This window comes from Carboxylicivirga mesophila (assembly GCF_018271975.1).
In the GTDB taxonomy this organism is placed as follows: Bacteria; Bacteroidota; Bacteroidia; order Bacteroidales; family Marinilabiliaceae; genus Carboxylicivirga; species Carboxylicivirga mesophila.
In genome coordinates this window covers 132,912-157,611 of the sequence record NZ_JAGUCN010000007.1, presented here as the reverse complement: position 1 = coordinate 157,611, position 24,700 = coordinate 132,912, and the positions used below count along the sequence as shown (strand labels likewise).

Below are 24,700 nucleotides of genomic sequence, written 5' to 3'. Positions count from 1 at the left end.
ATATTGTTTTGGTGAGAAATAGTACATTTTAACAAGCCTTTAATACTCTGCATTTTTTCTTTCGTTAACTATCAAACTTTTATCATCGCCCACTTTATACTCTACCTGAAAAGTACAGTGCTCTATACCAAAACTGGATTGAACATACTCCCTAACCTTATTTAACAGCAAATTTGACTGACTAACCGTTACATCTTCTGACAAATCCAGATGAGCTTCCAAATGTAATTCAGAATCATTCAGTTGCCACAGATGTACATGGTGCATATTCTCAATACCTTCCAGCCTACTAACCCCATCCGACATTTTTTCAATATTGATTGTTGGGGGCGTAAACTGCATTAAAACGCGCATGGTTTTTACCAGCAATTTCCAACTTGCAAGAATCAAATAAATCGCAATCACAATAGATAAAAGCGCATCTATCCAGGCTAATTGAAAGAAATACATCAGTATACCGCCAACAAGAACAGCTATAGACGAAAGCATATCAGAAAACAGATGCAAATAGGCTGACCGCATGTTCATGTTATTTTCTGAGTGCTTTTTAACTAAAAGTACGCTTAATCCATTAGCCACAATGCTAAATCCGGCCAACCATGCGACCAATACACCATTTACCGGTGTTTCTATCGGTGTAACAAGGCGCTCAATCGCTTCATATATTAAATAGCCAGAGATGATTAGAAGAGTAGCTGCATTGATAAAAGCCGCCATTATTTCAGCACGTTTATATCCATATGACTTTTCTGGCGAATAGTCACGTAGACTTAATTTGTTGGCGATGTAACTTATCACTAATGCCATTACATCTGAAAAGTTGTGCAATGCGTCTGTTAGTAATGATAAACTATGACTTATCAGTGCACCAATGAGCTGCACTACTGTAATGGCTACATTTAAAACAATTGTAATTACAAGGCTTTTACCCTTTGGATCATGATGATGATGCTCTCCCATTATTTATGGTTTTTAAATGGTTAGTTACAAAGTTAACAGATTCATTGGCATATTAGACTTCTTTACAATTGCTTATCAGACCTGCAAGCTATTTTAATACGTTTCAATACGCTTTTTTTAGCTTATGAAATAAATTCAATTATTTTTGTTTGGTTCAATTTCGAAACCATCAGTCAACACACAAAATCCTGAGTTCAACATGCGAATTGCTATACTTATCCTGTTTACCTTAATACTGACTGCATTACCAGGTTGCCGCATAGCCTCTGAAGACGTCATTCAGCCTTTCAACATAATTCCTCAACCAAACAGCATTACTTATGAAGAGGGTGAGTTTCAGATTAACGCTCAAACCCGATTAGTTTATAAAGGGCTTGATAAGAATATTACAAGTTCAATCAATAGGTTTAAAAAACAATTCGCATTAAGTTCAGGAATAGAACTCGAACTAAGCGACCAGACTCCAACTGACAATTATATTATATTTCAACTAAGTAAACAATCAAATGATAATGCCGAAGGTTATGAAATAAAAATTGAGCCAAATCATATTCATATTAATGCTTCATCCGGCAAAGGTTTATTTTATGCTATTCAGACAGTTAAACAGTTATTACCACCTTCGATAGAAAGCCAGTTGATTACTGATGGTGTGAACTGGACCATTCCTTGCCTGCAAATCATTGACTATCCCCAATTCGCCTATCGTGGATTAAATATAGATGTTGCGCGCCATTATTTCCCGGTAGAATTTATTAAAAAGCAACTGGATATTTTGGCATCGTATAAAATTAATACCTTTCACTGGCACCTGACTGATGATCAAGGGTGGCGTTTAGAAATTAAGAAATACCCAAGACTAACAGCTGTTGGCAGCCGAAGAGCTATGACGCTTATCGGCCATGGTGCCAACCCTCCTTTCCAATACGATAACAAACCGTATGGTGGTTATTATACACAAGATGATGTAAAGTCAATTGTTGAATATGCAAAAGAGCGACACATCACCGTTATACCAGAAATTGAATTACCAGGGCATTCTTTGGCGGCCTTAGCAGCCTATCCGCAATTAGGTTGTACTGGTGGGCCTTATGAGGTTGCCACCAGGTGGGGTGTTTTTGAGGATGTCATATGCCCGGGAAAAGAATCAAGCTATGCAATAATAGAAGATATTTTAACAGAAGTAGCAGACTTATTCCCCGGCCAATATATACATATAGGTGGTGATGAATGCAGCAAAATGAGATGGCGCAACTGCAAGCACTGCCAGACCCGAATGAAAGCTAACGAACTTAAAGATGAAAATGCTTTAGAAAACTATTTTATAAAACGTGTTCAAAGCATTGTAAAAACACTCGGTAAACAAATGGTTGGGTGGAATGAAATAATGACCGACCCAACACTGACTGACGCTACTATTGTGATGTGGCAAGATGATATTGATATTAAACAAGCCATTAAAAACAATAACTATTTTATAAGGTCATCGGCCAATTACTTGTACTTTGATCACTACCAGGCTTCTCCGCAGGACCATCCATTGGCAATAGGTGGTTATACGCCGTTATCTGATGTCTATCACTATCAGCCTTTACCTGCAGACATTGATACCAATGAACAGCAGAATTTCATTGGCATTCAAGCTAATTGCTGGACCGAATATATGCCAGATGAAGAAAAGTTTGAGTTTATGTTGTATCCCCGCCTGTGCGCATTTGCAGAAGTTGCCTGGAGTAAGCAGCAACAAAAGAACTGGCCTGAATTTCGCCGCAAACTAGAAACACATCTGGAACGTCTGTCACATCGCAATGTTAACTTCTTCTACGAAGTACCAAAGCCTATATCAAGTAACGAACAGCTTCATTTTACACATCCAACATCATTAAGGCTACAGGAAATATCTGATAATTACGCAATCCGCTACACCACCGATGGCTCAGAACCAAATACTAATTCGAAGGAATACACCGAGGCAATTCCAGTAAACACTTCAGGCACCATTAAAGCCATAACCATTGACAAACGCACTGGACAACAGAGCAAAACGGAAATTTTCAACCTTAACCAGCTTCAATATCAAAAACCCGCCAAGCTAAAAGTAAGCAATAAGGGTTTAAGTTGCGCCGTCTATAAAGGTCGGTTTAAAACAGTCAAAGAAATAAGAAATACCAATATTGATAAGCAGTTAATAGTTACTGATTCATTTATACCTGACTCGGTATACCGCGAAAGCTTCGGCCTGATATTAAAAGGCTATTTTGAATCGAGTGAGAAAGGTATTTATGAGTTTGAGCTTAATTCCGATGACGGTAGCGCCTTATATATTGGTAATGAACTGGTGGTCAACAACGACGGCATCCATGGCAGTAAAGCTGAGAAGGGAGCCATTGCCCTAAAAAAAGGACTCTACCCAATAACAATACTTTATTTTCAAACGACCGGATATAGCCAATGCCGTTTGAACGTAAAGTGGCCAGATAATACCACACAGTCACTTAAGCCTAAAGATTTTTATTACTAAAAAAAGAGAACAGGCCGAAATATCTATTACCATCAAGGCATTGTGCCTACTTGTGTTATCTTTGTAACGAAAGTTTAAAATATTAACACGTAATCTTTCATTACATAAAAACCAAGGTCAATGCAAGCTCGAATAAAAGCACTCACACAACAATTCCTCAATGAAATAATTGCCATTAGAAGGCATCTTCATGAGCACCCGGAGCTATCCTTTGAAGAACATCAAACCTCAGCTTATATACAGAACAAGCTAACAGAACTTGGAATCCCCTTTAAAGCCGGTTTCGTAAAAACGGGTATTATTGGATACCTAAAAGGCAAACATCCTGAAAAAAGAACCATTGCCTTAAGAGCCGACATGGATGCTTTACCAATCGCAGAAGCCAGTCAGCTAGAGTTTACATCAAGAAACGAGGGTATAATGCATGCCTGCGGACACGATGCGCATACAGCGGCCTTGTTGGGTGCAGCCATGGTCTTAAATGAACTTAAGGATGAATGGGAAGGTACCATATTACTCCTGTTTCAGCCAGCCGAAGAGGTATTTCCAGGTGGGGCCAAGTTGATGATGGAAGAAGGCTGTTTTGATGGATATGAGCCAGAAATTATATTGGGCCAACATGTGCTGCCTAACATGAAAACTGGTCATGCAGGCTTTAAAAGCGGCATGTACATGGCGTCGGGTGATGAAGTTTACATCACTATCAAAGGTAAAGGCGGACATTCAGCTATGCCACATGCCTTAACTGATAATGTGCTGATTGCTTCTCATATCATCGTATCTCTGCAGCAGGTAGTAAGCCGTATAGTGCCTGCACAAATACCCACGGTTCTTTCGTTTGGTAAAGTCATAGCCAATGGTGCTACCAATATTATCCCTGAAAAAGTAGAAATAGCAGGTACCCTGCGAACAATGAATGAGGAATGGAGAACCATTATTAAAGGGAAAATACGCGAAATAGCAACTGGCATTGCCCAATCTATGGGCGCAGAATGTGACATAGATATAAAGGATGGCTACCCGGTGGTACATAACAATGAGTTTATTACCGAACAGGCCATCTGCTTTTCTAAAGAATACCTTGGACAAGAGGCTACCGAAATAATGGACATACGAATGACTGCTGAAGATTTTGGCTATTATTCACAAAAGTACCCATGCTCTTTTTATCGCTTTGGCGTAGCTCAGAACAATGGTGAAACAGGCAGTTTGCACACACCACAGTTCAATTTAAACGAAGATTCATTAGAAACAGCAGCCGGCCTGATGGCCTACATGGCTTATCGTTTTATGAGTGATGATTAATTAGAAAAGGTCTAAACACGTAGAAAGAACTTAGCTAGCAATGCTTTGAATAATAAAAGACCTTAAAGCCTTATTTATATCGTTTAAAAATAAAGCACTTTGGATAGGAATTCTTTTTTTTAATTAAAAAAGCCAATAATTTTGTTTCTGTAATAATAACCAATAAAGAAAAAAAAATGGCTTACGTAATTAATGAAGACTGCATTGCTTGTGGTACTTGTGTTGACGAATGTCCAGTAGAAGCTATCTCGGAAGGAGATATCTATAAAATTGACGCTGAAGCTTGTACTGACTGTGGTACTTGTGCAGATGTTTGCCCAACTGAGGCTATTCACCCTGCATAAGCTATGCAGAAGCGAAAAAATAACTAAGCCCCATTTTAATGGGGCTTTTTTGTATCTGATATAATCGTTTTTAGCTCTATCCTAATCGCGAAATCCGGTGAAGGGTATCTGAATCCAATATTTTAATTACGCGGCCATTTACTGCCAATACCTTCTCATTAACAAATGAACTTAAAGTACGAATCGCATTGGAGGTAGTCATATTTGAGAAGTTAGCCAAATCCTCCCGCGAAAGGTAAACTGCCAGGGTTTGCTGATCTTCTTCAAAGCCATAAATATCTTTCAATACACAAAGGCTCTCAGCCAAACGCCCGCGAATATGCTTTTGTGTTAAAGTAACTGTTCTGTAACGGGCAAATCCTAACTCACTGGCAAAGGATTTAATAAACGCCATTGAAAGTGCCGGATTGGTCTTCATGAGATTATAAATAACCTTTTTAGGCACATGAAATATAGTGCTGGGCTCTATCACCTCAGAACTGGCAATATGCATTTCTTCTGCAAATAAGGCTCTGTAACCAATAAAATCAGGTGCTGTAGCCATCCTGATGATCTGATCACGACGGCTAACCCCCTCTTTAAATATCTTTACCTTCCCTTCGCCAAGACATAATAAACCGGTAGGCTTCTCGCCCTCCTGATATATAATGTCATTCTTTTTATAGTGAATGGTCGTATGATTATCGAGCAGGTATTCTTTCTCCTCGTCAGTTAGAATATTGTAAAGCTTCGGAATATCTTTAATAGTGGGCTCTACAGGGGTATTATTTTTTTTAGCAGGCATTACAAGGGTGTTATAAAACTATGTTATATAACATACAAATTTATAAAAAAAGCTGATTTAACTAGCTACAGGCTCAATTAAATCAGCACTTACAATATCTAATGTTTAGCTACTAGCGGTATTCGTCTGCCAATACCAAATGCTTTACTTGAAATGCGCAAGGTAGGCGGCGTTTGAAAACGCTTATACTCGTTCATATTCACCAGCCTAACTGCTTTCTTCACCGTAGCTTCCTCAAAACCATCATTTACAATTTCAGCCGGTGACTGATTTTTTTCAATGTAGCGGAAAAGAATGGCATCTAAGACATCGTAGTCCGGCAGCGAATCTGAATCTTTCTGATCAGGACGTAACTCTGCTGACGGTGGCTTAACAATTGTATTTTCCGGGATGATTTCTGTGTCTCTGTTAATGTACCTGGCCAGTTTAAAAACATCGGTTTTATATACATCACCAAGTACTGATAATCCACCATTCATATCGCCATACAGGGTGCCATACCCCACCGCCGCTTCACTTTTATTGGAAGTATTTAAAAGAATGTGTCCAAACTTATTGGAAAGAGCCATTAACAATGTGCCTCTGATACGCGCCTGAATATTCTCTTCTGTTACATCCGCCTCTTTACCCGCAAAAATCGGACTCATCAAGAAATTGTAGCTATTGAAAATCTCCTTAATAGGCACAATATCATATTGTATATCTAAGTTATTAGCTAAATCAACCGCATCTTTTATAGAATGGTCGGATGAATATTGAGAAGGCAACAACAACACACGTACATTTTCTTTACCAAGAGCCTCAGCTGCTATAGCTACTGTGACTGCAGAATCAATACCACCTGACAGACCTAAGGTCGCGCTTTTAAAGCCCATCTTTGCAAAATAATCGCGTACGCCTGCTACCAAAGCATCATAAATCAGCTGTATTGGCTTAGTCACTTTTGGGGATATTGCTGGCTTGTCTGACAAAGCATTCATGTCGATCTGAACAGTATCTTCTTCAAATGCTTTTGCCTGGTGCGTAATGTCACCACGGCCATTAACAACCATGCTGTTACCATCAAAAATCAGTTCGGTATTGGCTCCCACCTGGTTAACGTAAATAAACGGAATTTTATACTGACGTGCCTTATTACGCACAATATCACGGCGAATATCTACTTGTGTATATGAAAAAGGAGAGGCTGCAATATTAATGGCAAAATCAGGCTTCTGCTGAATGAGCTTATCCATTGGAGACAATGTATACAGCTTATCTCTGGCAAAGGCATTAGCCACCGGTTGATCATCCCAGATATCCTCACAAATAGTTAATGCGATTTTCTTCCCTTTAAACTTTATCAGGTCAAATACAATATTGGGCTGGAAATAACGATATTCATCAAATACATCATAGTTGGGCAACAGTGTTTTTCGAACAACTTGCTTCACCTGGCCATCTTCGAGGAAATACGCTGCATTAAACAGGTTCTTCCCCTGTGGCTCCGGATTAATTTCGGGCCCGCCAACTATGGCAGCAATACCCTTACACCCTTTAGCAATCTGCTCAATTGTATCGGTACAATTCTGGATAAACTCTTTTCGCTCGAGAAAATCATAAGGCGGATAACCACATACAGCTAATTCAGAGAAGACCACTAAATCGGCAACATCCTCTTTCGCCTGTTCAATACTTTTAATCATTTTATCCGCATTGAGCTCAAAATTGCCAATGTGATAATTTAACTGCGCTAATACAATCTTCATCGCTAATATCGTCCTCTAATAGTTTTGTCTTTAAAAACTTACGGAATTAAAAAATGATTCCAAACTGGAATGTAAAACGGTTTAAAGTAGCCTTGTCTTCAATTACATGATCTGTTACATCCATAAAACCTCCACTGTAAATGAGACCAAGCATTAAATAGGTGCTACCCCCCAATGAATATTCCATACCACCGCCAATCTGGTAGCCCATATCAAAAAAGTTAACTTCTTTACTGATTGAATTGCCATTGCCATCATTGGTTTTAATATTGTATTGCGTGTATAAACCAAACTGTCCATAGTAACGCGAACGATGAAACTCATTGGTTATCAACTTAAGCGATAATGGCACTTCGATATATTTCAAGCGGTATGTCGATGTATAATCCTCCACAAAAGGTTCAACCTCCGGTAATCCGGGATACTTTAGTTTACCACCTGTTGTGTTAATGGTTAAACCTGTTGAAAATGCATAATTAGTATCAAAGAAGCGATCCATCACTACTCCAAAATTATAACCGAATAGATTACCATTCCCGTCTACCGAGGCTTCGTCAGAATTTAACCACGAGATTTGTGGGCTTAGTACAAAAGCCAGTCGGGTGCGTTTGCTGTCTTGAGCTTTTAATCCGGCTGTTAAGAATAATGCCAATAAGATTAGTAAGGATGTATGCTTCATCATGTACACATTTAGGTTGAAAAATCAGTACAAACATAGTTAAAACATGGTTTTCATCCACTTTTTTTTAACGCTAACTGCATATTTTAGAAGCTTTCGTATTTTTACATGATAAATGATATTTAATGATGAAGAAATTCTTGTGTTATCTAAGCGTAATTACACTTTTAACTACCGGATGTAATTTGACTTCGAAAGGACCTGATGTGAGCCATATTGATGTTAACGTGGAACCTCAGCTCTTTTTTATTGACCTGTTTGAAATGAACGAGGATGAGTTACCTGAGGCCATTGATGCTATCTCAAAAAAGTACGGCAGTTACCTGGATGCTTATAGCCAGCAGATTATTAAAATTGGTAGCCCATCAAATCCTGAATATCCCGATTTTATTAAAAGCTTTCTTGACTACGAAGATAACAGGGATGTATATGAAGCCTGCAAAAAGCAATTTGGTAAAACCAACAAATTAAGCAGCGATCTTACCAAGGCTTTCAAGCATTACAAATATTACTTTCCGGATGCAACCATACCCCAGGTATATTTCCACACTTCCTATTTTAATCAATCCATTGCCATGGACTCCACCTGGATATCTGTGAGCGTTGAAAAGTACCTGGGGGCTGATTGTCAATTCTATGAATGGCTATCCATCCCGTTCTATTTAAGGCGAAAAATGGTGCCTGAGAAAATAGTACCAGATATTATGAAAGCAATGGCGCTTGGTAACTTCTCTTTACAAATGAAAAATGAGGATGTATTAAGCCGAATGATCGCGCAGGGAAAATTAAACTATTTTGTGAAGCAAATGATGCCTTCTATCCAGGATACTTTACTCTTTGATTATTCGAAGAAACAAATAAAATGGTGCTACAGGCATGAGGGTGATATATGGGCCAGTATGGTGGAACAAAAACACTTGTATAACACTGAGCGCATGGTAATACAAAAGTATGTGGGTGACAGTCCTTTTACCTACTATTTCGGTCAGGATTCGCCGGGTAAAGCCGCCGTATTCATTGCTTACCGGATTATTGATGCATACATGAAGAATCATCCGGAAACAAACCTGAATGATTTATTAAATAACACGGATGCACATCAGATATTGAGAGAATCCAGGTATCGTCCTTAAATAATTATCATGAAAGTAAGCATCATCCAGATGGCGCCACAATTAGGCCATTTAAGAGCTAATATTGAGACTATATCATCCCTTATCGAACAATCAGATAGCGATTTGTTTATATTGCCTGAATTAGCCAATTCGGGTTACAATTTTCAAAACCAGCAGGCAGCCTTTGACGCTTCTGAAAAACTTGAGAAAAGTGTTTTCATTGAGGCTGTGCACGGACTGGCGAAGATCAAAAATACCCATATCGTTACAGGTTTTTGCGAGCGCGACAGGCATAAGCTCTATAATTCATCGGTTTTAATAGCCCCCAAAGGTGTAATTGGTATCTATCGCAAGTTGCACTTGTTCCTGAATGAGAAAAATATTTTTAATGCCGGCAACCTGGGCTTACCTGTATTTGATACGGAGCTTGGTAAAATAGCCATGCTCGTGTGCTTCGACTGGATGTTTCCGGAAGTGTGGCGAAAACTGGCGTTGAAGGGTGCCCAGCTCATTGCTCATCCATCCAACCTGGTATTACCCTATTGTCAAGGTGTAGTACCGTCTTATGCTCTTGTTAACCGCTGTTATATAGCTACAGCCAATCGAATTGGAACAGAGGGGAACCTGACATTTTCGGGTCAATCAATACTGGCTACTCCCAATGGCGAAACGATTTTAAGAGGAACATCGGATAAAAGTCAAGTTTTAAGTGCAGAAATTGACTTAAGTTTGGCCAATAACAAGTATATCACCGAACTGAATGACGTATTTAAAGACAGACGTCCGGATGTTTATGGCAATTTGGAGGCAAATGATTGAAAAAAAGGAGCTTAGGCGAATCGTCAAACAACGAAAGGCAGAATTATCAGATAGCCAGCGAACGGCGCAAGGCAATATTATCCAACGAAAGCTGGAGGAAAGCAGTATCTTTCAGGCTGCCAGCTCCATCTTGTTATATTGGGCCATGAGCGATGAAGTACCTACTCAGCAAGTAGTTAATAAATGGTACACTCAGAAGAAAATCTACTTACCGGTTATCAATGGTGATGATTTAAAAATCGTCCGCTATGAAGGTGAGAAATCATTAGTAGCCGGCGACAAATATGGCATCCCTGAGCCCAGTGGTGAAGCCATTAGTGACGAGAAAGAAATTGAGTTAGTGATTGTGCCTGGTGTAGCTTTTGATGCTTCAAACAATCGTATGGGACGCGGAGCTGGTTACTATGACCGAATTCTTAAACGCATCCCCGGCGCCCGTAAAATTGGCCTTGCATTTGACTTTCAAATGGTAGAGAGTGTTCCGATAGAAACACACGATATTAAAATGGATGAAATAATAAACCCGCTGTAAAAAGCGGGTTTATTTAGTGTTATTTTGCAATACCAAATAGGTCGTAATCTTCTGAGTCGGTAATTTCTACATTATAAAACTCACCTTTCTGCAACTCTCTGTTTTCTTCTTTATGAAGCAATACTTCCTGGTCAACCTCAGGCGAATCGTATTCAGTTCTACCTATAAAATAATCACCTTCTTCCCGGTCTATAATCACCTTTAAGGTTTTACCAATCTTGGCCTGGTTTATTTCCTTAGCAATGCCATTTTGTATTTCCATAATACGATCAGCCCGCTCCTGCTTCACTTCATCCGGTACATCGTCTTTATATTTTTTGTGCGCATAGGTATCATCCTCATGCGAATAAGGAAATACTCCCAATCGCTCAAAACGGATATCTTTTACAAACTGTTCCATCTCGGCAAAATCTTTTTCTGTTTCACCCGGATGCCCTGTTATAAATGTTGTTCTGAGATGAATATCCGGCACCTGCTTACGCATCTCTTCTATCAGGCGATAGGTTTGATTTTTACGAACACCACGGCGCATAAGCTCCAGCATATTATCACTGATGTGCTGCAAAGCAATATCCAGGTAGTTACATACCTTAGGGTTATCATGCATCACCTTCAGCACATCAAGCGGGAAACCGGCCGGATAGGCATAATGTAAGCGAATCCATTCGATGCCATCAATTTTAGCCAGTTCATCAACCAGATTTGGTAATTTATAAGACTTGTAAAGGTCATAGCCATAGAAAGACAAATCCTGCGCAATCACCTGTAACTCTTTAACCCCTGAATCACGCAGACGCCTGGCTTCCTCCAACAAATCATCCATAGGACGGCTCACATGCTTGCCAGTAATGATAGGAATGGCACAATAGCTGCAGGTTCGGTTACAACCTTCTGATATTTTCAAATAGGCATAATGATCGGGGGTTGTTAACGATCGCTCATTCATCAAATCACGACGATACGTAGCACCAATCTCACTCACAATGTCTTTCCAATCAAATTTACCATAGAATTTATCCACTTCCGGCAACTCCTTTTTAAGCTGTCCGGGATAGCGTTCTGACAAACATCCCATGACATAAAGCTGCTTGATATCGCCCCGTTTCTTAGCTTCGGCAAATTCAAGTATAGTATCAATCGATTCTTCTTTGGCATCCGCAATAAAACCACAAGTATTAATGATGGCCACTTCTCCATCTGGTGTTTCTGCATCGTGCGCTACCTCAATTCCATTGGCTTTAAACTGGCGAATTAAAAACTCACTATCCACCAGGTTTTTTGAACAACCAAGAGTTACAACATCTACTTTCTTTCCTTTAGGCACTGTCATATCATCTTTTTAAGTACTTCAATATTTAATTATTGCTCAAAAAAAGCTGTCTCTTACAAACAGCTTTTAAGTGTATTCTACTATTATTTGAATAAAGAATCAACAAATTCATCGCGGTCAAACACCTGCAAATCCTCAATTCCTTCACCAATACCTATGTATTTAACCGGAATACTGAACTGATCAGATACGCCAATCACCACACCACCTTTAGCCGTTCCATCCAACTTAGTTATCGCCAATGCTGATACTTCGGTAGCTTTAGTAAATTGCTTAGCCTGTTCAAAGGCATTTTGTCCGGTAGAGCCGTCAAGCACCAATAACACTTCATTTGGCGCATCAGGCACTATTTTTTGCATCACACGCTTCACCTTGGTCAACTCACTCATCAGGTTCACTTTATTATGAAGGCGTCCGGCCGTATCAATAATCACCACATCTGCCCCTTGACGTTTAGCTGACTCAAGTGTATCAAATGCCACAGAAGCGGGATCTGAACCCATACTTTGCTTCACAATCGGCACATCTACTCTATCGGCCCAGACCACCAGCTGATCAATAGCAGCCGCACGGAATGTATCAGCAGCACCCAGCACCACTTTCTTACCTGCCTGCTTGAACTTATTAGCCAGTTTACCAATGGTTGTGGTTTTTCCCACGCCATTAACCCCAACCACCATAATCACATATGGATGCTCGCTTTTAGGTAATTCAAACTGACTAACATCACCACTTCGGTTCTCTGCCAAAAGTTGTGCAATTTCTTCTCGAAGTATATCATTCAGTTCTGAGGTACTCAGAAATTTATCTTTCGCTACGCGCCCTTCAATTCGTTCTATAATTTTTAAGGTCGTGTCAACGCCCACATCTGATGTAATCAATACTTCTTCCAGTTCATCAAGTACATCATCATCTACCCTGGTTTTACCAACTACGGCGCGTGTCAGCTTTTTAAGTACACTTTCTTTTGTTTTGGCCAGTCCTTTATCCAGACTTTCTTTCTTCGCTTTTGTAAAGCTCCCGAATAAACCCATGAATCTTAATTTTTAAGGGCTTAAAGATATAAAAAAGATGTAAGACGCAAGATAAAAGAATTAGGTATCAAGCTTGATTTTAAGCAGAATTTCATCATGCCTATCGCTTTCAACCTTCATCTCACATCTGAAAAATTGATTAATAAAAAAGCTCCCCTGAAAACAAGGAAGCTTTTTCTTATAGGTTGATCCTCAAAAATTACTTTTTGAAGTATTCTTTAGCCATTTCGTTAGGTACAATCTCTTCGCGGAAAGTATAAGCTCCCGTTTTTGGAGATTTCACCATTTTAATCACTTTGGTGTGACCTTTACCTTCACCTTTTTGCAATGATGCTACTGCTTTCTTTGCCATGGTTAATCAGTTTTATTTGATTTCGCGGTGTAAAGTAACACGCTTCAAAATCGGATTATACTTTTTCAACTCCATGCGGTCAGGAGTATTTTTTCTGTTCTTAACGGTAATATATCGGCTTGTTCCTGGTTGTCCGCTTTCTTTGTGCTCAGTGCACTCCAAAATCACCTGAACGCGATTACCTTTTGCTTTCTTTGCCATTTCTACTCCTTATTAATAGTTAGCAATAAATCCTTTTTCTTTCGCCTGCTTAAGGGCTGCTAACAAACCAACTTTGTTGATCATACGCAAACCAGCGGCAGATACTCTGATATTTACCCAACGATCTTCTTCAGGTAAATAGAATTTCTTCTTGAAAAGATTGATATCGAATCTTCTCTTGGTTCTTCTCTTCGAGTGAGAAACATTATTTCCCACCATAAATGATTTACCAGTTATTTGACATACTCTTGACATCGCTCAACAGTTTTTTCGGATACATTTTTCAAACAGAGCGCAAAATACGGCATTTTTATCGGATTTTACAAATACTTGCAATAATAATTCGAATGTTTTTTCATTTTTTCTCATATCTCAGCAAATATTCCCTTTCTTACAACAATTTTCACCGCATTTACACATCCGGAGACCTTCTTTTCAGTTGCTGCAAAAGCATAATCATGCCCGTTTCTGAAGCTCGCTGAATATTTCGCTCCCGAATTCGACCAAATTGATAACAGGCACTCACTACACCAAAATCACCCGCAATCGCTATCCAAACAGTTCCAACCGGCTTCTCATCAGTTCCTCCATCGGGCCCAGCAATACCTGATGTTGCAATAGCATAATCACTTTGCAATAACTCCTTCACACCTATGGCCATCTGTTCAACTACTTGCTGGCTTACTGCTCCATAATTTAACAGCGCCTGCTCCTCAACACCTAACACCTTTTGCTTGACCATATTTTCGTATGCCACTACACCTCCTTTGAAGTAGGCCGAACTGCCAGGTATTCTAGTTACCAGGTGAGCTATATTACCACCAGTGCAGCTCTCCGCAACAGCTAAGGTTCTTGAAGACTCTTTTAAACTAGCTCCTAGCAACACCTCAATGGGACTGTCTTCTTCTGCGTAAATATTTTCCCCAACAAGTTGATACAATTCACTGGTCAATCGCTCAAAATCCGTATTCGCCTGCTCATCATTGGCAGTTTTAGCGGTTAAACGCAGGCGTATCTTCCCAGGACTTGGCAAATAGGCCAAACTCATATAATTAGGAATAGTCGCCTCCCAAGCCTCCAATTGCTCAGCTAAAACAGCCTCCGGGATATTACAAACCTGAATGGTTTTGTGCATAATGTGTCCTGTTTTGAATCGCTGTTGAAGCCGTGGTATTATTTCCTTGGTCATGGCCAACTTCATCTCCGATGGAACACCTGGCATTGACACCACTATTTTATCATTCTCATCAAACCACATAACCGGAGCTGTACCAACCGGATTATTGATTACTTCGCAGCATTCGGGCACATACGCCTGACTTTCATTTAGTTTATTGATTCCCTTAACTCTTCCTTTCAGATAAGAGGCCATATTATCGTAGGCATGCTGATTAAATACCAGTTTTGAGTTAAAAAAAGCCGCTAGAGTATCCTTGGTAATATCGTCTTTAGTTGGTCCCAAACCGCCGGTAAGCATTACCACATCAACACGCTTAACTGCTTCACTCAACACTGTTGTTATTTCTTCGGCCGTGTCTTGTATCGAAGTAATCCGGACCACATCAAACCCCTCCTCGTTCAATTGCTGCCCCATCCAGGCCGAATTGGTGTCCACCACCTGCCCTATCAGCAGCTCATTACCAATGGTTATTATTTCTACTTGCATTTCTTTGTAGTTGATAAGTTTAAAAGTTGAGGAGTTCAAAGGTTGACCAATTATTTTTCATTTATTGCTCTTATACGCTGCAGTAAAGGCGGATGCGAATAGTGAAAAAACACGTACAAGCGGTGTGGCGTTAAATTACTTAAAGCATTCGACGAGATCGTTTTCAAACCATTAATCAAGGCCTTACCCAAGCCAAAGCTATTGGCAAATGCATCAGCAGCATATTCATTCTTGCGCGATAGCACACTCATAATTATGCCAGTTAAAAACGAAACAGGCGTATACAATATACCAAACACCAGTAAGCCCATGTGAAAGTTAGGCTCTGTAACGCCTAAGGCCTGCGAAAGCAATGGATTGCCAACCACCAAACCAAAAACAAAGAGTATAATACCCATTTGTAAAACACCAATGATAGTTCCCCATAATGTGTGTTTCAATTTATAATGCCCAACTTCATGTGCCAATACTGCCACTATCTCTTCTGTGCTCAAATCATTAATCAGTGTATCATATAATACGATGCGTTTACGACTACCCAGGCCACTAAAGAAGGCATTGGCTTTAGTGCTCCGTTTTGAACCATCCATCACAAAAATATTATCCAGTTTAAAACCTGCTTTATTGGAAAACGCCTCTATTGCTTCACGCAGTTCGCCAGCTTCCAGTGGAGTTTGTTTATTAAAAAGTGGTAGTATCACAGAAGTATAAAACATGGTCATAAACACCGTAAACCCGCTGATAACCATCCACGCATATAGCCAAAAAGAATCACCTGCAATGGTATACAACCATATAACAAGCGCCATTAATGGACCACCAATTGCCACCGACAATAACATTGACTTAATTAAATCAAGCACAAAGGTTATAGGTGTTGTTTTATTAAAACCAAAGCGCTCTTCAATAACAAAAGTGCCATAAATACTGAATGGCAAGCTGATGATTGACGAACCCAGGCCAATGATGGCAAAGAACAACAATGATTGCATGATAACACTATCACTAAGAGCCTCTACCCAACGATGAATAAGTGCAAAACCACCTAAAAATAGCATCGCCAACATAACAATAAAACTAAGCACATCACTTATCAGACCAAAGCTGTAATTAGCTTTTTTATAATTTTGCTGCTTAGCATACTGCTCCTCATTGTATATACCCTCCAACTCTTTAGGAATAACTGCACTCACGTGTTTATGATTCAAATAATCGAGCCATTGCTCAAAAATAAACTGGGCACTAACAATACCTATAATGATATAAAAGATCTGTTCTGAATTCATTAATAAAGATTTTGATGCACAAAAATAGAAAAAGCTCACGCAGATAGCGCAGAAAAAGACTGAAATAACTTGAACCAAATTACCTGCCTTAAGCGGCATAAAACGATGGTAAATACAAAAGCATCATGAATTTCTCCAAATAGCTACAGCACAATAAAAAGCCTCTGCAATAAGCATTTTCATTTTTGTATCACCGGCATATTTCTGATTCATTTCAAACTCAATGCCCAAATATTTTTCCTCCGCCCGATCTCTGAAGTAACGCACATGACCATCGGGCTTACCCCGAAACGGATAATTAAACCTCACACGGTAATCAGGCAGCAGGCGATTTAACTCAGTTTTCCAAAGCTGGGCAAATTGCTTTTCTTGTTTTCGCTCCGGGTTATATAAGATGCCAAAGTCGGTTTGACGCACTTCGCCATTTAAAACAGGTGTAAACGAGTGAACAGAGAGGTGTAAAACTGTCTTATTTTGTTGCCATAACATAGCTATCTGCTGCTCAAATGGCTTTCTAAAAGCATAATAATAGTTGTCGAGAATCGTTTCCCTTTCCCCTTTTGACAAGCCTTTGGTATATTCCGAAAAAAGTGTTCGCCGATGCAGCGAACGGTTTAGATCAACAAGCAAACGACTAACCGTAGCACACTGCTTATAAACCACATAATCGTTTTTAATCAAATGAAACAGCTCAAGTGCTCCAATATCATATCCACGATGCGAACTTAGGGACTTGCCGGCATTAACAAACAGCTTTTCATAGGCTGCAGGAATTGTGTTACCTCCATGTTCGCAACTTAGCACCACTACTTCGTCAATCCCATTCATTATTTTTTCAGCTGTTTTATTAATGCTTCTCTATTGGCAATTTTAATGCTTTTACCTTTTGCTTCAATAATACCCTCATTGTGTAATTCTCGCAAAGCTCTTCCTAATGACGGGCGAGTCACGCCAAACATATTGGCCAATTCCTCCTGACTTTTCGAAAGTATAATTTCGCCATCAACGGGGCCGGCTAACTGCAATAAATAATGTGCAATCTTCCCTCTAATCGTTTGAAATGACAGAAACCTAATTTTATCAGAAAGGAATTGGGTTTTGCTGGATATGATATTCATAAAATTATTCAGCACAGTTGAGTTAAGTTGCATCATCGAAACAACCGACTTTTTAGGTATATGAAGTATCTCAACTGACTGATTGGCCACAATATTCACCGGACAGGTGTTATTTGCACCAAATAGAAAAGCGATTGCAAGCGGCCGGGGCGGTTCTATATCCTCAATTTTAATGGCTTTGCCCGAATAGTCAATCATTTCACCTTTTACGCTACCTTTTAATACAATCATTAACGATCGACACTCCTCCCCACTTTGGGCAATCATATGGTCCTTCTCATATTTTTTCACCTGATAAGGTATTTGATTTAGCAATTGACTTATAACCTCATAATCAATACCTTTAAATAAAGGGCATTTAGTTAGTAGCTCCATAGTTTAAGTAATTTTGTACCAAATTATAAATTATTTTCGATTTTGTAACATTTGTTACAGCCTTGGTGGTGCGCACATACTACTTTTGCTGATGTAAAATGATAAAAGCACATACAATGATACGAGACGTAGTTAAAATAGATGAAGATAAATGCAATGGTTGCGGTGTATGTATTCCTTCATGTCACGAAGGCGCCTTACAGATTATTGACGGTAAAGCCCGATTAATCAGCGATCTGATGTGTGATGGATTAGGTGCTTGTTTGAATCATTGTCCACAAGATGCCATGACCATAGAAAAACGTGAAGCTGAGCCTTATGATGAAATTAAGGTAATGGAGATAATGGTTGACAAAGGCATTAATACTGTAGTAGCTCATTTAAAGCACTTAAAAGATCATAACGAAGTAACATTTTTAAAACAGGCTGTTAACTGGCTCAAAGAGAACGAAGCACAACTAAGCTTCAAAGTTGATGAAGTTATCCGCCAGGTTCATAAACCCAAAACATCAGTTATGCAACAAGGACATGCAAGTGGCGGTTGCCCGGGATCGGCAGCACGCGCTATTGAACGACCAACTGCAGCACCAAATGCTTCAGAAAATACAGGTGATGCACCTTCTGAACTTCGACAGTGGCCGGTGCAGATGCATTTAGTCAACCCAATGGCACCTTACTTCAGAGATTCTGATATGGTACTGGCAGCTGACTGCGTAGCTTTTGCGATGGGTAATTTCCACAGTAAGTTTTTAAAAGGTCGAAGTGTTGGCATTGCTTGTCCAAAACTTGACAGCAACCAGGATATTTATGTAGATAAGCTGGTACAAATGATTGACCAGGCCAAAATAAACACATTAACAGTTGCGATTATGCAGGTACCATGCTGTGGTGGTCTGCTGCAACAAGCCAAAATGGCAATCGAACAGGCTTCCAGAAAGATCCCGCTTAAACTGGCAGTGGTTTCAATAGAAGGTGAAATATTAAAAGAAGAGTGGGTGTAAATTGGGCAAAGGGAAACAAGCAGCGGGCTGCAAAAGCCCCTGCTTTCGAAAACAATATTTACTTCTATTAAAATATGGGTTAGGTGAGAAGTGAGAAGTGCCTCAACCGTCTAATAAGAGCTGAAAACTCAATAAGGCATTTCTCACTTTCTGTCAACAATTAAAATTAATAACACAATCAATAACTAAAATCAGATAATCATGAGTATGTTTTGTTACCAATGTCAGGAAGCAGCTAAAGGTACAGGCTGCGAAATCAAAGGAGTTTGTGGTAAAACTTCTGATGTTGCGAACCTTCAGGATCTATTATTATACACTACTAAGGGCATTGCCCTTTTGAGCCAGTTGGCCGACGAAAAAGGAATCGACAGTGCGAAAGCCAATAAATTCATCATCGATTCACTATTCATTACTATTACCAATGCGAATTTTGATCGCAATAAGATTGTATCTAAAATCAAAGAAGGATACACCATTCAGGATGAAATTAAAGCACAGATTGACACACCAGACACACTGCATGATTGTGCTACTTATAGATCCGATGACGAAAATGCCATGGAATCAAAAGCTTTATTAATTGGTATTTTATCCATCGAGAATGAGGATATCCGCTCATTAAAAGAATTACTAACCTATGGTTTAAAGGGAATGGCTGCCTATGGTGAACACGCCTGGAACCTGGGATATGAGAATGAGGAAATCTACACCTTTGCCAAAAAAGCTTTAGTGGCCACACTATCTGAAGATATCTCAGCTGATGGATTAGTTGGATTGGTATTGGAATGCGGAAAGTTTGGTGTGGATGTAATGGCTTTATTGGATAAGGCCAATACCGAATCATTTGGTAATCCTGAAATAACATCAGTAAACATTGGCGTTGGCGATAAGCCTGGTATCCTTATCAGCGGTCATGACTTAAAGGATTTAGAGGAATTGCTTGAACAAACGCAAGGCACAGGTGTAGATGTATATACGCATAGCGAAATGCTACCAGCTCACTACTATCCAAAATTCAAGAAATATGAGAATTTTGTTGGTAACTATGGTAGTGCCTGGTGGAAACAAACCGAAGAATTTGAAACATTCAACGGCCCTATCCTATTCACCACCAACTGCATTGCACCGCCTAAAGCTTCATACAAAGACCGTGTATATACGACTGGTGCTTCTGGCTTTGATGGTTGTACACACATTGCCGACAGAGTTAATGGTCAGGCAAAAGATTTCTCTGCCGTTATTGAACATGCCAAAAAATGTGCTGCACCAACCGAAATTGAGACCGGAGAAATAATTGGAGGATTTGCTCACAATCAGGTATTACAATTGGCCGATAAGGTAGTTGAAGCTGTAAAAGGAGGCGCTATTAAAAAGTTTGTGGTCATGGCAGGTTGTGATGGCCGCATGAAAGATCGCAACTATTATACTGATTTTGCCAGCGAATTGCCTCAAGACACTGTAATATTAACTGCCGGATGTGCTAAATACAGATATAACAAATTGCCTTTAGGTGATATTGGTGGTATTCCTCGCGTATTGGATGCCGGTCAGTGTAACGACTCATACAGCTTAGCTGTGACAGCCCTTAAACTTAAGGAGGTATTTGGCCTTGAGGACATCAATGATTTACCAATCGTTTACAACATTGCCTGGTACGAGCAGAAAGCCGTAATAGTCTTATTGGCACTCCTTCACCTGGGGGTTAAAAACATCAACCTTGGGCCAACTTTACCAGCCTTCTTATCTCCAAATGTGGCAAAAATATTAGTTGACACTTTCGGCATAGGAACAATCAGTACGCCTCAGGAGGATATTGAAAAATGGATTAATTAAAGCAACAATTGGACTTATCAAATAATAATTTACAAGAACCTGCATCTTTCACAAGCATGCAGGCTTTTGTATATTCTATCATCTTAACATAGAATTATTTAGAATAATTATTAATAGGCGTTTAGATACCCGTATGATTGATTACCATTTTTAAATACATTAATTTTTATTCACTAATCTAAATCTAAAAGTGTATGCCAAAAAAATTCTACGATTTTCTTAAACCTCCGGAACACTGGAAAGTGCCTGTAATACTGGCAGCAGGTGTTTTTGTTGGTTTGGGCTTCTATGTTTTTTATGTCTCACGGGCACACTCGTACCTTTCAGACGATCCCAAAACCTGTGTCAATTGCCATATTATGGCACCTCAGTTTGCCACATGGAGCCATAGCGCGCACAGAGAAGTCGCCACTTGTAATGATTGTCATGTACCACACGACAATGTGTTGAACACCTATTTTTTTAAAGCTAAAGATGGTATGCGTCATGCTTCTGTCTTCACTATGCGTGCCGAACCGCAAGTTATCTTTATTAAAGAAGAGGGGCAGCACGTCGTTCAGCAAAACTGTGTCAGATGCCATGAGCAACTCATTACCGATGACAAACTATTGGCCTATAAGCCAGATGTTCATCAAAACATTAGCGACCGCTTTTGTTGGGAATGTCATCGCGAAACACCTCACGGTAGGGTCAATAGCTTATCAAGCGTACCTCATGCCCGTGTACCGGTTCCGGAGAGTCCTCTCCCCGATTGGCTTAAAGAATTAAATGAGAAATAACCTAAATCAAAAACGAATATGAAACCTATACGTGAACAAATAAAAGACAAACCCTGGCTAGGCTGGGCAATATTCTTAGTAACCATAGTTGCAGTTTTCTTACTTGGATTACTGGCTTCTTCAGTTATGGAACGCAGAGCTGAAGCTGTTTTTGCATACACTCCTAAAGTTCAGCACGAGCCTACAGAACCTCGCAATGAGGTATGGGGCCAGAACTTCCCTAAGGAATACCAATCCTACATGAAAACGAAAGACACTACCTTTGCCAGCAAATACAATGGTGCTGCCATGATTGATATGCTGGAAGTAGATCCTCGACTGGTAGTTCTGTGGGCTGGTTACGGTTTCGCGAAAGATTATAATCAAGGCCGTGGCCACATGTATGCTGTTGAGGATATTCACAACACACTGCGTACAGGTGCTCCTTCTGACGAAAAGAAAAGCCCGATGCCAAACACATGCTGGACTTGTAAAAGTCCGGACGTACCTCGTTTAATGGCAGAAATGGGACCTGCCGAATTTTACAAAGGCACATGGGAGCAAAAAGGACCTGAGGTAATGAATGCTATTGGCTGTGCCGATTGTCATGACTCAAAAACCATGAATCTGAAAATAACCCGTCCGGCACTTGTTGAAGCCTTCGAAAGAATGGGTAAAGATATTAACGAAGCAAGCCATCAGGAAATGCGCTCATTGGTATGTGCCCAATGTCACGTTGAGTACTATTTTGATAAAAAAAGTCATCCTGGCTCACCATATCTAACATTCCCGTGGGATAAAGGTATGAGCGTTGAAGCAATGGAAGAATACTATGATGAAATAGAATTTTCTGACTGGACACATAAACTAAGCCGTGCACCAATGCTTAAAGCTCAGCACCCTGGCTATGAAGTATATTTAACTGGTGTTCATGCTAAACGCGGTGTATCATGTGCCGATTGCCATATGCCATATAAGAGTGAAGGTGGTGTGAAATTCACCGATCACCATATCCAAAGCCCTCTTAACAATGTAGCTAATTCATGTCAGGTTTGTCACCGTGAAGAAACAGCCAGCCTGGTGCAGGATGTTTATGAGCGTCAGGATCGTATTATCGAAAACCGTGATAAATTAGAAGAGCTGATTGTTCGCATGCACGTTGAAGCTAAAACAGCCTGGGACTTGGGAGCAACCGAAGAGCAGATGAAAGGTATCTTAACCGACATCCGCCATGCTCAGTGGCGCTGGGATTACGCTGCAGCAAGTCATGGTGGCTCATTCCACTCACCTGTTGAAACCGGAAGAGTTATCTCTACAGGTATTACTGTTGCTCAGGAAGGTCGCATTAAACTGGCGCGCCTGCTGGCCGACTTAGGACATAATGAAGAGGTGCCATATCCTGATATCGCAACAAAAGCCAAAGCACAGGAGTTTATTGGCCTACCAGTTGAAAAGCTTCAATCTGAAAAGAATGAATTCCTGAAAAATGTGTTGCCTCAATGGAAAGAAGAAGGCAAAAAACGTGAAGCAGGTTATACTGTTTCTATGAAATAAATGCTCAAGCTCTTTTCGAAGCAATAAAATGTTTCGAAAAGAGCTTTGTACATTCACCTAAATCAAATTTTATGAAACTGAAATACATATTTGCTCTTGCTGGCTTATTGCTGGCAGGAAGCACGCTATATGCGCAGGTTAAAATATCTGCAGAAGTAAGACCGCGAACAGAATATAACCATGGGGTTAAAACTCCAGCATTTGAAGGACAAGATGCTTCAGTAATTACTACACAAAGAACCCGTCTTAATTTAGATTTTAAAAATGATGATTTCGCAATAGGGGTTGTCATGCAAGATGTTCGTCAATGGGGAGCTGAAAGGCAACTCACTACAAATGGCAACAATGTTGTTTATCTGCATCAAGCATGGGCTGAATGGTTTATGAATAAGAAGCTATCTTTGAAAGCTGGTCGTCAACAACTGGTTTATGATGACCACCGCATTCTTGGTAGTGTAGGATGGGCTCAACAAGCTCGTTCGCATGATTTGGCTTTATTAAAATACCAAGGAAACATTAATATCCACCTGGGATTTGCATATCACAACCAAAACCTGAATAACAACATTTACACAGGTCCTGATGCTTATAAACGCATGCAATTTTTATGGTTAAATCGAAAAGGTGACTCTTATTCTGCCAGTATATTATTCCTTAATAACGGAAAAGCTCAAAATCTTGAATTTGCTAATAACGCAGTTACAAAACAAGATATTATTTGCAGTCGCACTTTAGGAACTCATATTAAAACTGAAATAAGCGGTATCAAGTTAGCTGGTAATCTGTACTATCAATTCGGAGAAGAAGTTCTTAAAAATAATTTCGGAACACCAGATGACAAAGTAGACCTTTCGGCATTTAACTTTTCGATTGACGCCATCATGGGATTAAATGAGAAAGCAAACATCGGTGCTGGTTACGAACTTCTTTCTGGAACTGATCAATCCGGTGCTGATAAATTAAACTCTTTCGCTCCATTATACGGCACAAACCATAAGTTCAATGGTTTTATGGATTATTTCTACGTAGGAAATCATGGAAACAATGTTGGACTGAACGATATTTACATCAAAGGTGATTTTAAACCGAGTAAAGTTAAATTCAATGGAGCCATTCACTTCTTTAGCGCTGATGGCAAACTTGATAACTTTGACCAAGGCTTAGGTACAGAAATTGATTTATGGTGCGGATATTCTCATAAAGGTCAGGTACAGTTAGATTTTGGTTACTCGCATATGTTTGCTAAAGATGCTCTATATGCCATCAAAGGTGTTGAAGAAAATAGCACAGGCAATAGTTGGGCATGGGTTCAATTAACCTTTAAGCCTACATTATTTGAAACAAAAAAAGACTAAATCACTAGTTTGATATAACAAGAGGCTCAA

The 24,700-nt window shown here is 39.7% G+C and carries 24 protein-coding genes; 11 read left to right on the top strand and 13 right to left on the bottom strand.

What is annotated here, in order from left to right; translation table 11 throughout:
* Positions 1-39 precede the first annotated feature (39 nt).
* Positions 40-960, bottom strand: a complete 921-nt coding sequence (locus KEM09_RS08100) for a cation diffusion facilitator family transporter (protein ID WP_212227465.1) — start codon at positions 958-960, stop codon at positions 40-42.
* 199 nt (positions 961-1,159) lie between these two features.
* Between KEM09_RS08100 and KEM09_RS08095 the strand changes: the two genes are divergently transcribed.
* From KEM09_RS08095 to KEM09_RS08085, 3 genes are all read left to right on the top strand, one after another.
* Complete coding sequence (locus KEM09_RS08095; protein WP_212227463.1) at positions 1,160-3,481, top strand: family 20 glycosylhydrolase; 2,322 nt, start codon at positions 1,160-1,162, stop codon at positions 3,479-3,481.
* Positions 3,482-3,601: 120 nt separating this feature from the next.
* On the top strand, positions 3,602-4,786 hold the full coding sequence (locus KEM09_RS08090; RefSeq protein WP_212227461.1) for a M20 metallopeptidase family protein: 1,185 nt from the start codon (positions 3,602-3,604) through the stop codon (positions 4,784-4,786).
* A gap of 176 nt (positions 4,787-4,962) precedes the next feature.
* Positions 4,963-5,130: a DUF362 domain-containing protein gene (locus KEM09_RS08085; RefSeq protein ID WP_212191099.1), complete on the top strand. Its 168-nt coding sequence runs from the start codon at positions 4,963-4,965 to the stop codon at positions 5,128-5,130.
* Between the two features lie 76 nt (positions 5,131-5,206).
* Here the strand turns inward: KEM09_RS08085 and KEM09_RS08080 are convergent, their stop codons facing one another.
* The 3 genes from KEM09_RS08080 to KEM09_RS08070 form a co-directional block, all read right to left on the bottom strand.
* Positions 5,207-5,914, bottom strand: coding sequence for a Crp/Fnr family transcriptional regulator (locus KEM09_RS08080; RefSeq protein ID WP_212227459.1), 708 nt, complete (start codon positions 5,912-5,914; stop codon positions 5,207-5,209).
* Between the two features lie 98 nt (positions 5,915-6,012).
* On the bottom strand, positions 6,013-7,662 hold the full coding sequence (locus tag KEM09_RS08075) for an NAD+ synthase (RefSeq protein WP_212227458.1): 1,650 nt from the start codon (positions 7,660-7,662) through the stop codon (positions 6,013-6,015).
* 46 nt (positions 7,663-7,708) lie between these two features.
* Positions 7,709-8,344 carry a porin family protein gene (locus KEM09_RS08070; protein ID WP_244824911.1) on the bottom strand — a complete coding sequence of 212 codons (636 nt, stop codon included), beginning with the start codon at positions 8,342-8,344 and terminating at the stop codon, positions 7,709-7,711.
* A 122-nt stretch (positions 8,345-8,466) separates the two neighbouring features.
* On the opposite strand from KEM09_RS08070, the gene gldB reads away from it, so the two are divergent.
* Genes gldB through KEM09_RS08055 form a run of 3 tightly spaced genes read left to right on the top strand, consistent with a single transcriptional unit; the run spans position 8,467 to position 10,807 of the window.
* Positions 8,467-9,474 carry a gliding motility lipoprotein GldB gene (gene gldB, locus KEM09_RS08065; RefSeq protein WP_212227457.1) on the top strand — a complete coding sequence of 336 codons (1,008 nt, stop codon included), beginning with the start codon at positions 8,467-8,469 and terminating at the stop codon, positions 9,472-9,474.
* A 9-nt stretch (positions 9,475-9,483) separates the two neighbouring features.
* Positions 9,484-10,275, top strand: coding sequence for a nitrilase-related carbon-nitrogen hydrolase (locus tag KEM09_RS08060; RefSeq protein WP_212227456.1), 792 nt, complete (start codon positions 9,484-9,486; stop codon positions 10,273-10,275).
* On the top strand, positions 10,268-10,807 hold the full coding sequence (locus KEM09_RS08055; protein WP_212227455.1) for a 5-formyltetrahydrofolate cyclo-ligase: 540 nt from the start codon (positions 10,268-10,270) through the stop codon (positions 10,805-10,807). The genes KEM09_RS08060 and KEM09_RS08055 overlap by 8 nt, the downstream gene beginning before the upstream one ends.
* 19 nt (positions 10,808-10,826) lie before the next feature.
* On the opposite strand, the gene rimO is transcribed toward KEM09_RS08055, so the two are convergent.
* The 9 genes from rimO to KEM09_RS08010 all read right to left on the bottom strand — a co-directional run bounded on the left by rimO (position 10,827) and on the right by KEM09_RS08010 (position 18,169).
* Positions 10,827-12,137: a 30S ribosomal protein S12 methylthiotransferase RimO gene (rimO, locus tag KEM09_RS08050; protein ID WP_212227454.1), complete on the bottom strand. Its 1,311-nt coding sequence runs from the start codon at positions 12,135-12,137 to the stop codon at positions 10,827-10,829.
* Between the two features lie 83 nt (positions 12,138-12,220).
* Positions 12,221-13,171 (bottom strand): signal recognition particle-docking protein FtsY, encoded by a 951-nt coding sequence (ftsY, locus tag KEM09_RS08045; protein ID WP_212227453.1) that lies wholly within the window; start codon positions 13,169-13,171, stop codon positions 12,221-12,223.
* Positions 13,172-13,370: 199 nt separating this feature from the next.
* Positions 13,371-13,523 (bottom strand): DUF4295 domain-containing protein, encoded by a 153-nt coding sequence (locus KEM09_RS08040; protein WP_212227450.1) that lies wholly within the window; start codon positions 13,521-13,523, stop codon positions 13,371-13,373.
* 12 nt (positions 13,524-13,535) lie between these two features.
* Positions 13,536-13,724 (bottom strand): 50S ribosomal protein L33, encoded by a 189-nt coding sequence (rpmG, locus tag KEM09_RS08035; RefSeq protein WP_200465062.1) that lies wholly within the window; start codon positions 13,722-13,724, stop codon positions 13,536-13,538.
* Between the two features lie 12 nt (positions 13,725-13,736).
* Positions 13,737-13,979 carry a 50S ribosomal protein L28 gene (gene rpmB / locus KEM09_RS08030; protein ID WP_212191071.1) on the bottom strand — a complete coding sequence of 81 codons (243 nt, stop codon included), beginning with the start codon at positions 13,977-13,979 and terminating at the stop codon, positions 13,737-13,739.
* A gap of 157 nt (positions 13,980-14,136) precedes the next feature.
* Positions 14,137-15,390, bottom strand: coding sequence for a competence/damage-inducible protein A (locus tag KEM09_RS08025; protein ID WP_212227449.1), 1,254 nt, complete (start codon positions 15,388-15,390; stop codon positions 14,137-14,139).
* A 50-nt stretch (positions 15,391-15,440) separates the two neighbouring features.
* Complete coding sequence (locus KEM09_RS08020) at positions 15,441-16,676, bottom strand: M48 family metallopeptidase (RefSeq protein ID WP_212227446.1); 1,236 nt, start codon at positions 16,674-16,676, stop codon at positions 15,441-15,443.
* A 123-nt stretch (positions 16,677-16,799) separates the two neighbouring features.
* On the bottom strand, positions 16,800-17,504 hold the full coding sequence (locus KEM09_RS08015; RefSeq protein ID WP_212227444.1) for an N-formylglutamate amidohydrolase: 705 nt from the start codon (positions 17,502-17,504) through the stop codon (positions 16,800-16,802).
* On the bottom strand, positions 17,504-18,169 hold the full coding sequence (locus KEM09_RS08010) for a Crp/Fnr family transcriptional regulator (protein ID WP_212227442.1): 666 nt from the start codon (positions 18,167-18,169) through the stop codon (positions 17,504-17,506). Before KEM09_RS08010 ends, KEM09_RS08015 begins: the two co-directional genes overlap by 1 nt.
* 116 nt (positions 18,170-18,285) lie before the next feature.
* Here KEM09_RS08010 and KEM09_RS08005 point away from each other — a divergent pair, with 116 nt between their 5' ends.
* The 5 genes from KEM09_RS08005 to KEM09_RS07985 all read left to right on the top strand — a co-directional run bounded on the left by KEM09_RS08005 (position 18,286) and on the right by KEM09_RS07985 (position 24,670).
* Positions 18,286-19,170, top strand: coding sequence for an ATP-binding protein (locus KEM09_RS08005; protein ID WP_212227440.1), 885 nt, complete (start codon positions 18,286-18,288; stop codon positions 19,168-19,170).
* 201 nt (positions 19,171-19,371) lie between these two features.
* Entirely contained in the window at positions 19,372-21,003 is a 1,632-nt protein-coding gene (gene hcp, locus KEM09_RS08000) for a hydroxylamine reductase (protein ID WP_212227438.1), read from the top strand.
* A gap of 194 nt (positions 21,004-21,197) precedes the next feature.
* Positions 21,198-21,782 (top strand): cytochrome c nitrite reductase small subunit, encoded by a 585-nt coding sequence (gene nrfH / locus KEM09_RS07995; RefSeq protein ID WP_212191051.1) that lies wholly within the window; start codon positions 21,198-21,200, stop codon positions 21,780-21,782.
* 18 nt (positions 21,783-21,800) lie between these two features.
* Entirely contained in the window at positions 21,801-23,315 is a 1,515-nt protein-coding gene (nrfA, locus tag KEM09_RS07990) for an ammonia-forming cytochrome c nitrite reductase (protein ID WP_212227436.1), read from the top strand.
* Between the two features lie 71 nt (positions 23,316-23,386).
* Positions 23,387-24,670, top strand: coding sequence for an alginate export family protein (locus tag KEM09_RS07985; protein ID WP_212227434.1), 1,284 nt, complete (start codon positions 23,387-23,389; stop codon positions 24,668-24,670).
* Positions 24,671-24,700: the final 30 nt, after the last annotated feature.

Bases quoted from the DNA above. Each gene is read 5' to 3' on its own strand.
- nrfH (WP_212191051.1), top strand. From the start codon at position 21,198: ATGCCAAAAAAATTCTACGATTTTCTTAAACCTCCGGAACACTGGAAA.
- KEM09_RS07985 (WP_212227434.1), top strand. From the start codon at position 23,387: ATGAAACTGAAATACATATTTGCTCTTGCTGGCTTATTGCTGGCAGGA.
- KEM09_RS08085 (WP_212191099.1), top strand. From the start codon at position 4,963: ATGGCTTACGTAATTAATGAAGACTGCATTGCTTGTGGTACTTGTGTT.
- KEM09_RS08015 (WP_212227444.1), bottom strand. From the start codon at position 17,504: ATGAATGGGATTGACGAAGTAGTGGTGCTAAGTTGCGAACATGGAGGT.
- hcp (WP_212227438.1), top strand. From the start codon at position 19,372: ATGAGTATGTTTTGTTACCAATGTCAGGAAGCAGCTAAAGGTACAGGC.
- rpmG (WP_200465062.1), bottom strand. From the start codon at position 13,724: ATGGCAAAGAAAGCAAAAGGTAATCGCGTTCAGGTGATTTTGGAGTGC.
- KEM09_RS08020 (WP_212227446.1), bottom strand. From the start codon at position 16,676: ATGAATTCAGAACAGATCTTTTATATCATTATAGGTATTGTTAGTGCC.
- KEM09_RS08090 (WP_212227461.1), top strand. From the start codon at position 3,602: ATGCAAGCTCGAATAAAAGCACTCACACAACAATTCCTCAATGAAATA.
- KEM09_RS08005 (WP_212227440.1), top strand. From the start codon at position 18,286: ATGATACGAGACGTAGTTAAAATAGATGAAGATAAATGCAATGGTTGC.
- gldB (WP_212227457.1), top strand. From the start codon at position 8,467: ATGATGAAGAAATTCTTGTGTTATCTAAGCGTAATTACACTTTTAACT.
- KEM09_RS08075 (WP_212227458.1), bottom strand. From the start codon at position 7,662: ATGAAGATTGTATTAGCGCAGTTAAATTATCACATTGGCAATTTTGAG.
- KEM09_RS08080 (WP_212227459.1), bottom strand. From the start codon at position 5,914: ATGCCTGCTAAAAAAAATAATACCCCTGTAGAGCCCACTATTAAAGAT.
- KEM09_RS08070 (WP_244824911.1), bottom strand. From the start codon at position 8,344: ATGATGAAGCATACATCCTTACTAATCTTATTGGCATTATTCTTAACA.
- rimO (WP_212227454.1), bottom strand. From the start codon at position 12,137: ATGACAGTGCCTAAAGGAAAGAAAGTAGATGTTGTAACTCTTGGTTGT.
- KEM09_RS08060 (WP_212227456.1), top strand. From the start codon at position 9,484: ATGAAAGTAAGCATCATCCAGATGGCGCCACAATTAGGCCATTTAAGA.
- KEM09_RS08100 (WP_212227465.1), bottom strand. From the start codon at position 960: ATGGGAGAGCATCATCATCATGATCCAAAGGGTAAAAGCCTTGTAATT.
- KEM09_RS08010 (WP_212227442.1), bottom strand. From the start codon at position 18,169: ATGGAGCTACTAACTAAATGCCCTTTATTTAAAGGTATTGATTATGAG.
- ftsY (WP_212227453.1), bottom strand. From the start codon at position 13,171: ATGGGTTTATTCGGGAGCTTTACAAAAGCGAAGAAAGAAAGTCTGGAT.
- KEM09_RS08095 (WP_212227463.1), top strand. From the start codon at position 1,160: ATGCGAATTGCTATACTTATCCTGTTTACCTTAATACTGACTGCATTA.
- KEM09_RS08025 (WP_212227449.1), bottom strand. From the start codon at position 15,390: ATGCAAGTAGAAATAATAACCATTGGTAATGAGCTGCTGATAGGGCAG.
- nrfA (WP_212227436.1), top strand. From the start codon at position 21,801: ATGAAACCTATACGTGAACAAATAAAAGACAAACCCTGGCTAGGCTGG.
- rpmB (WP_212191071.1), bottom strand. From the start codon at position 13,979: ATGTCAAGAGTATGTCAAATAACTGGTAAATCATTTATGGTGGGAAAT.
- KEM09_RS08055 (WP_212227455.1), top strand. From the start codon at position 10,268: ATGATTGAAAAAAAGGAGCTTAGGCGAATCGTCAAACAACGAAAGGCA.
- KEM09_RS08040 (WP_212227450.1), bottom strand. From the start codon at position 13,523: ATGGCAAAGAAAGCAGTAGCATCATTGCAAAAAGGTGAAGGTAAAGGT.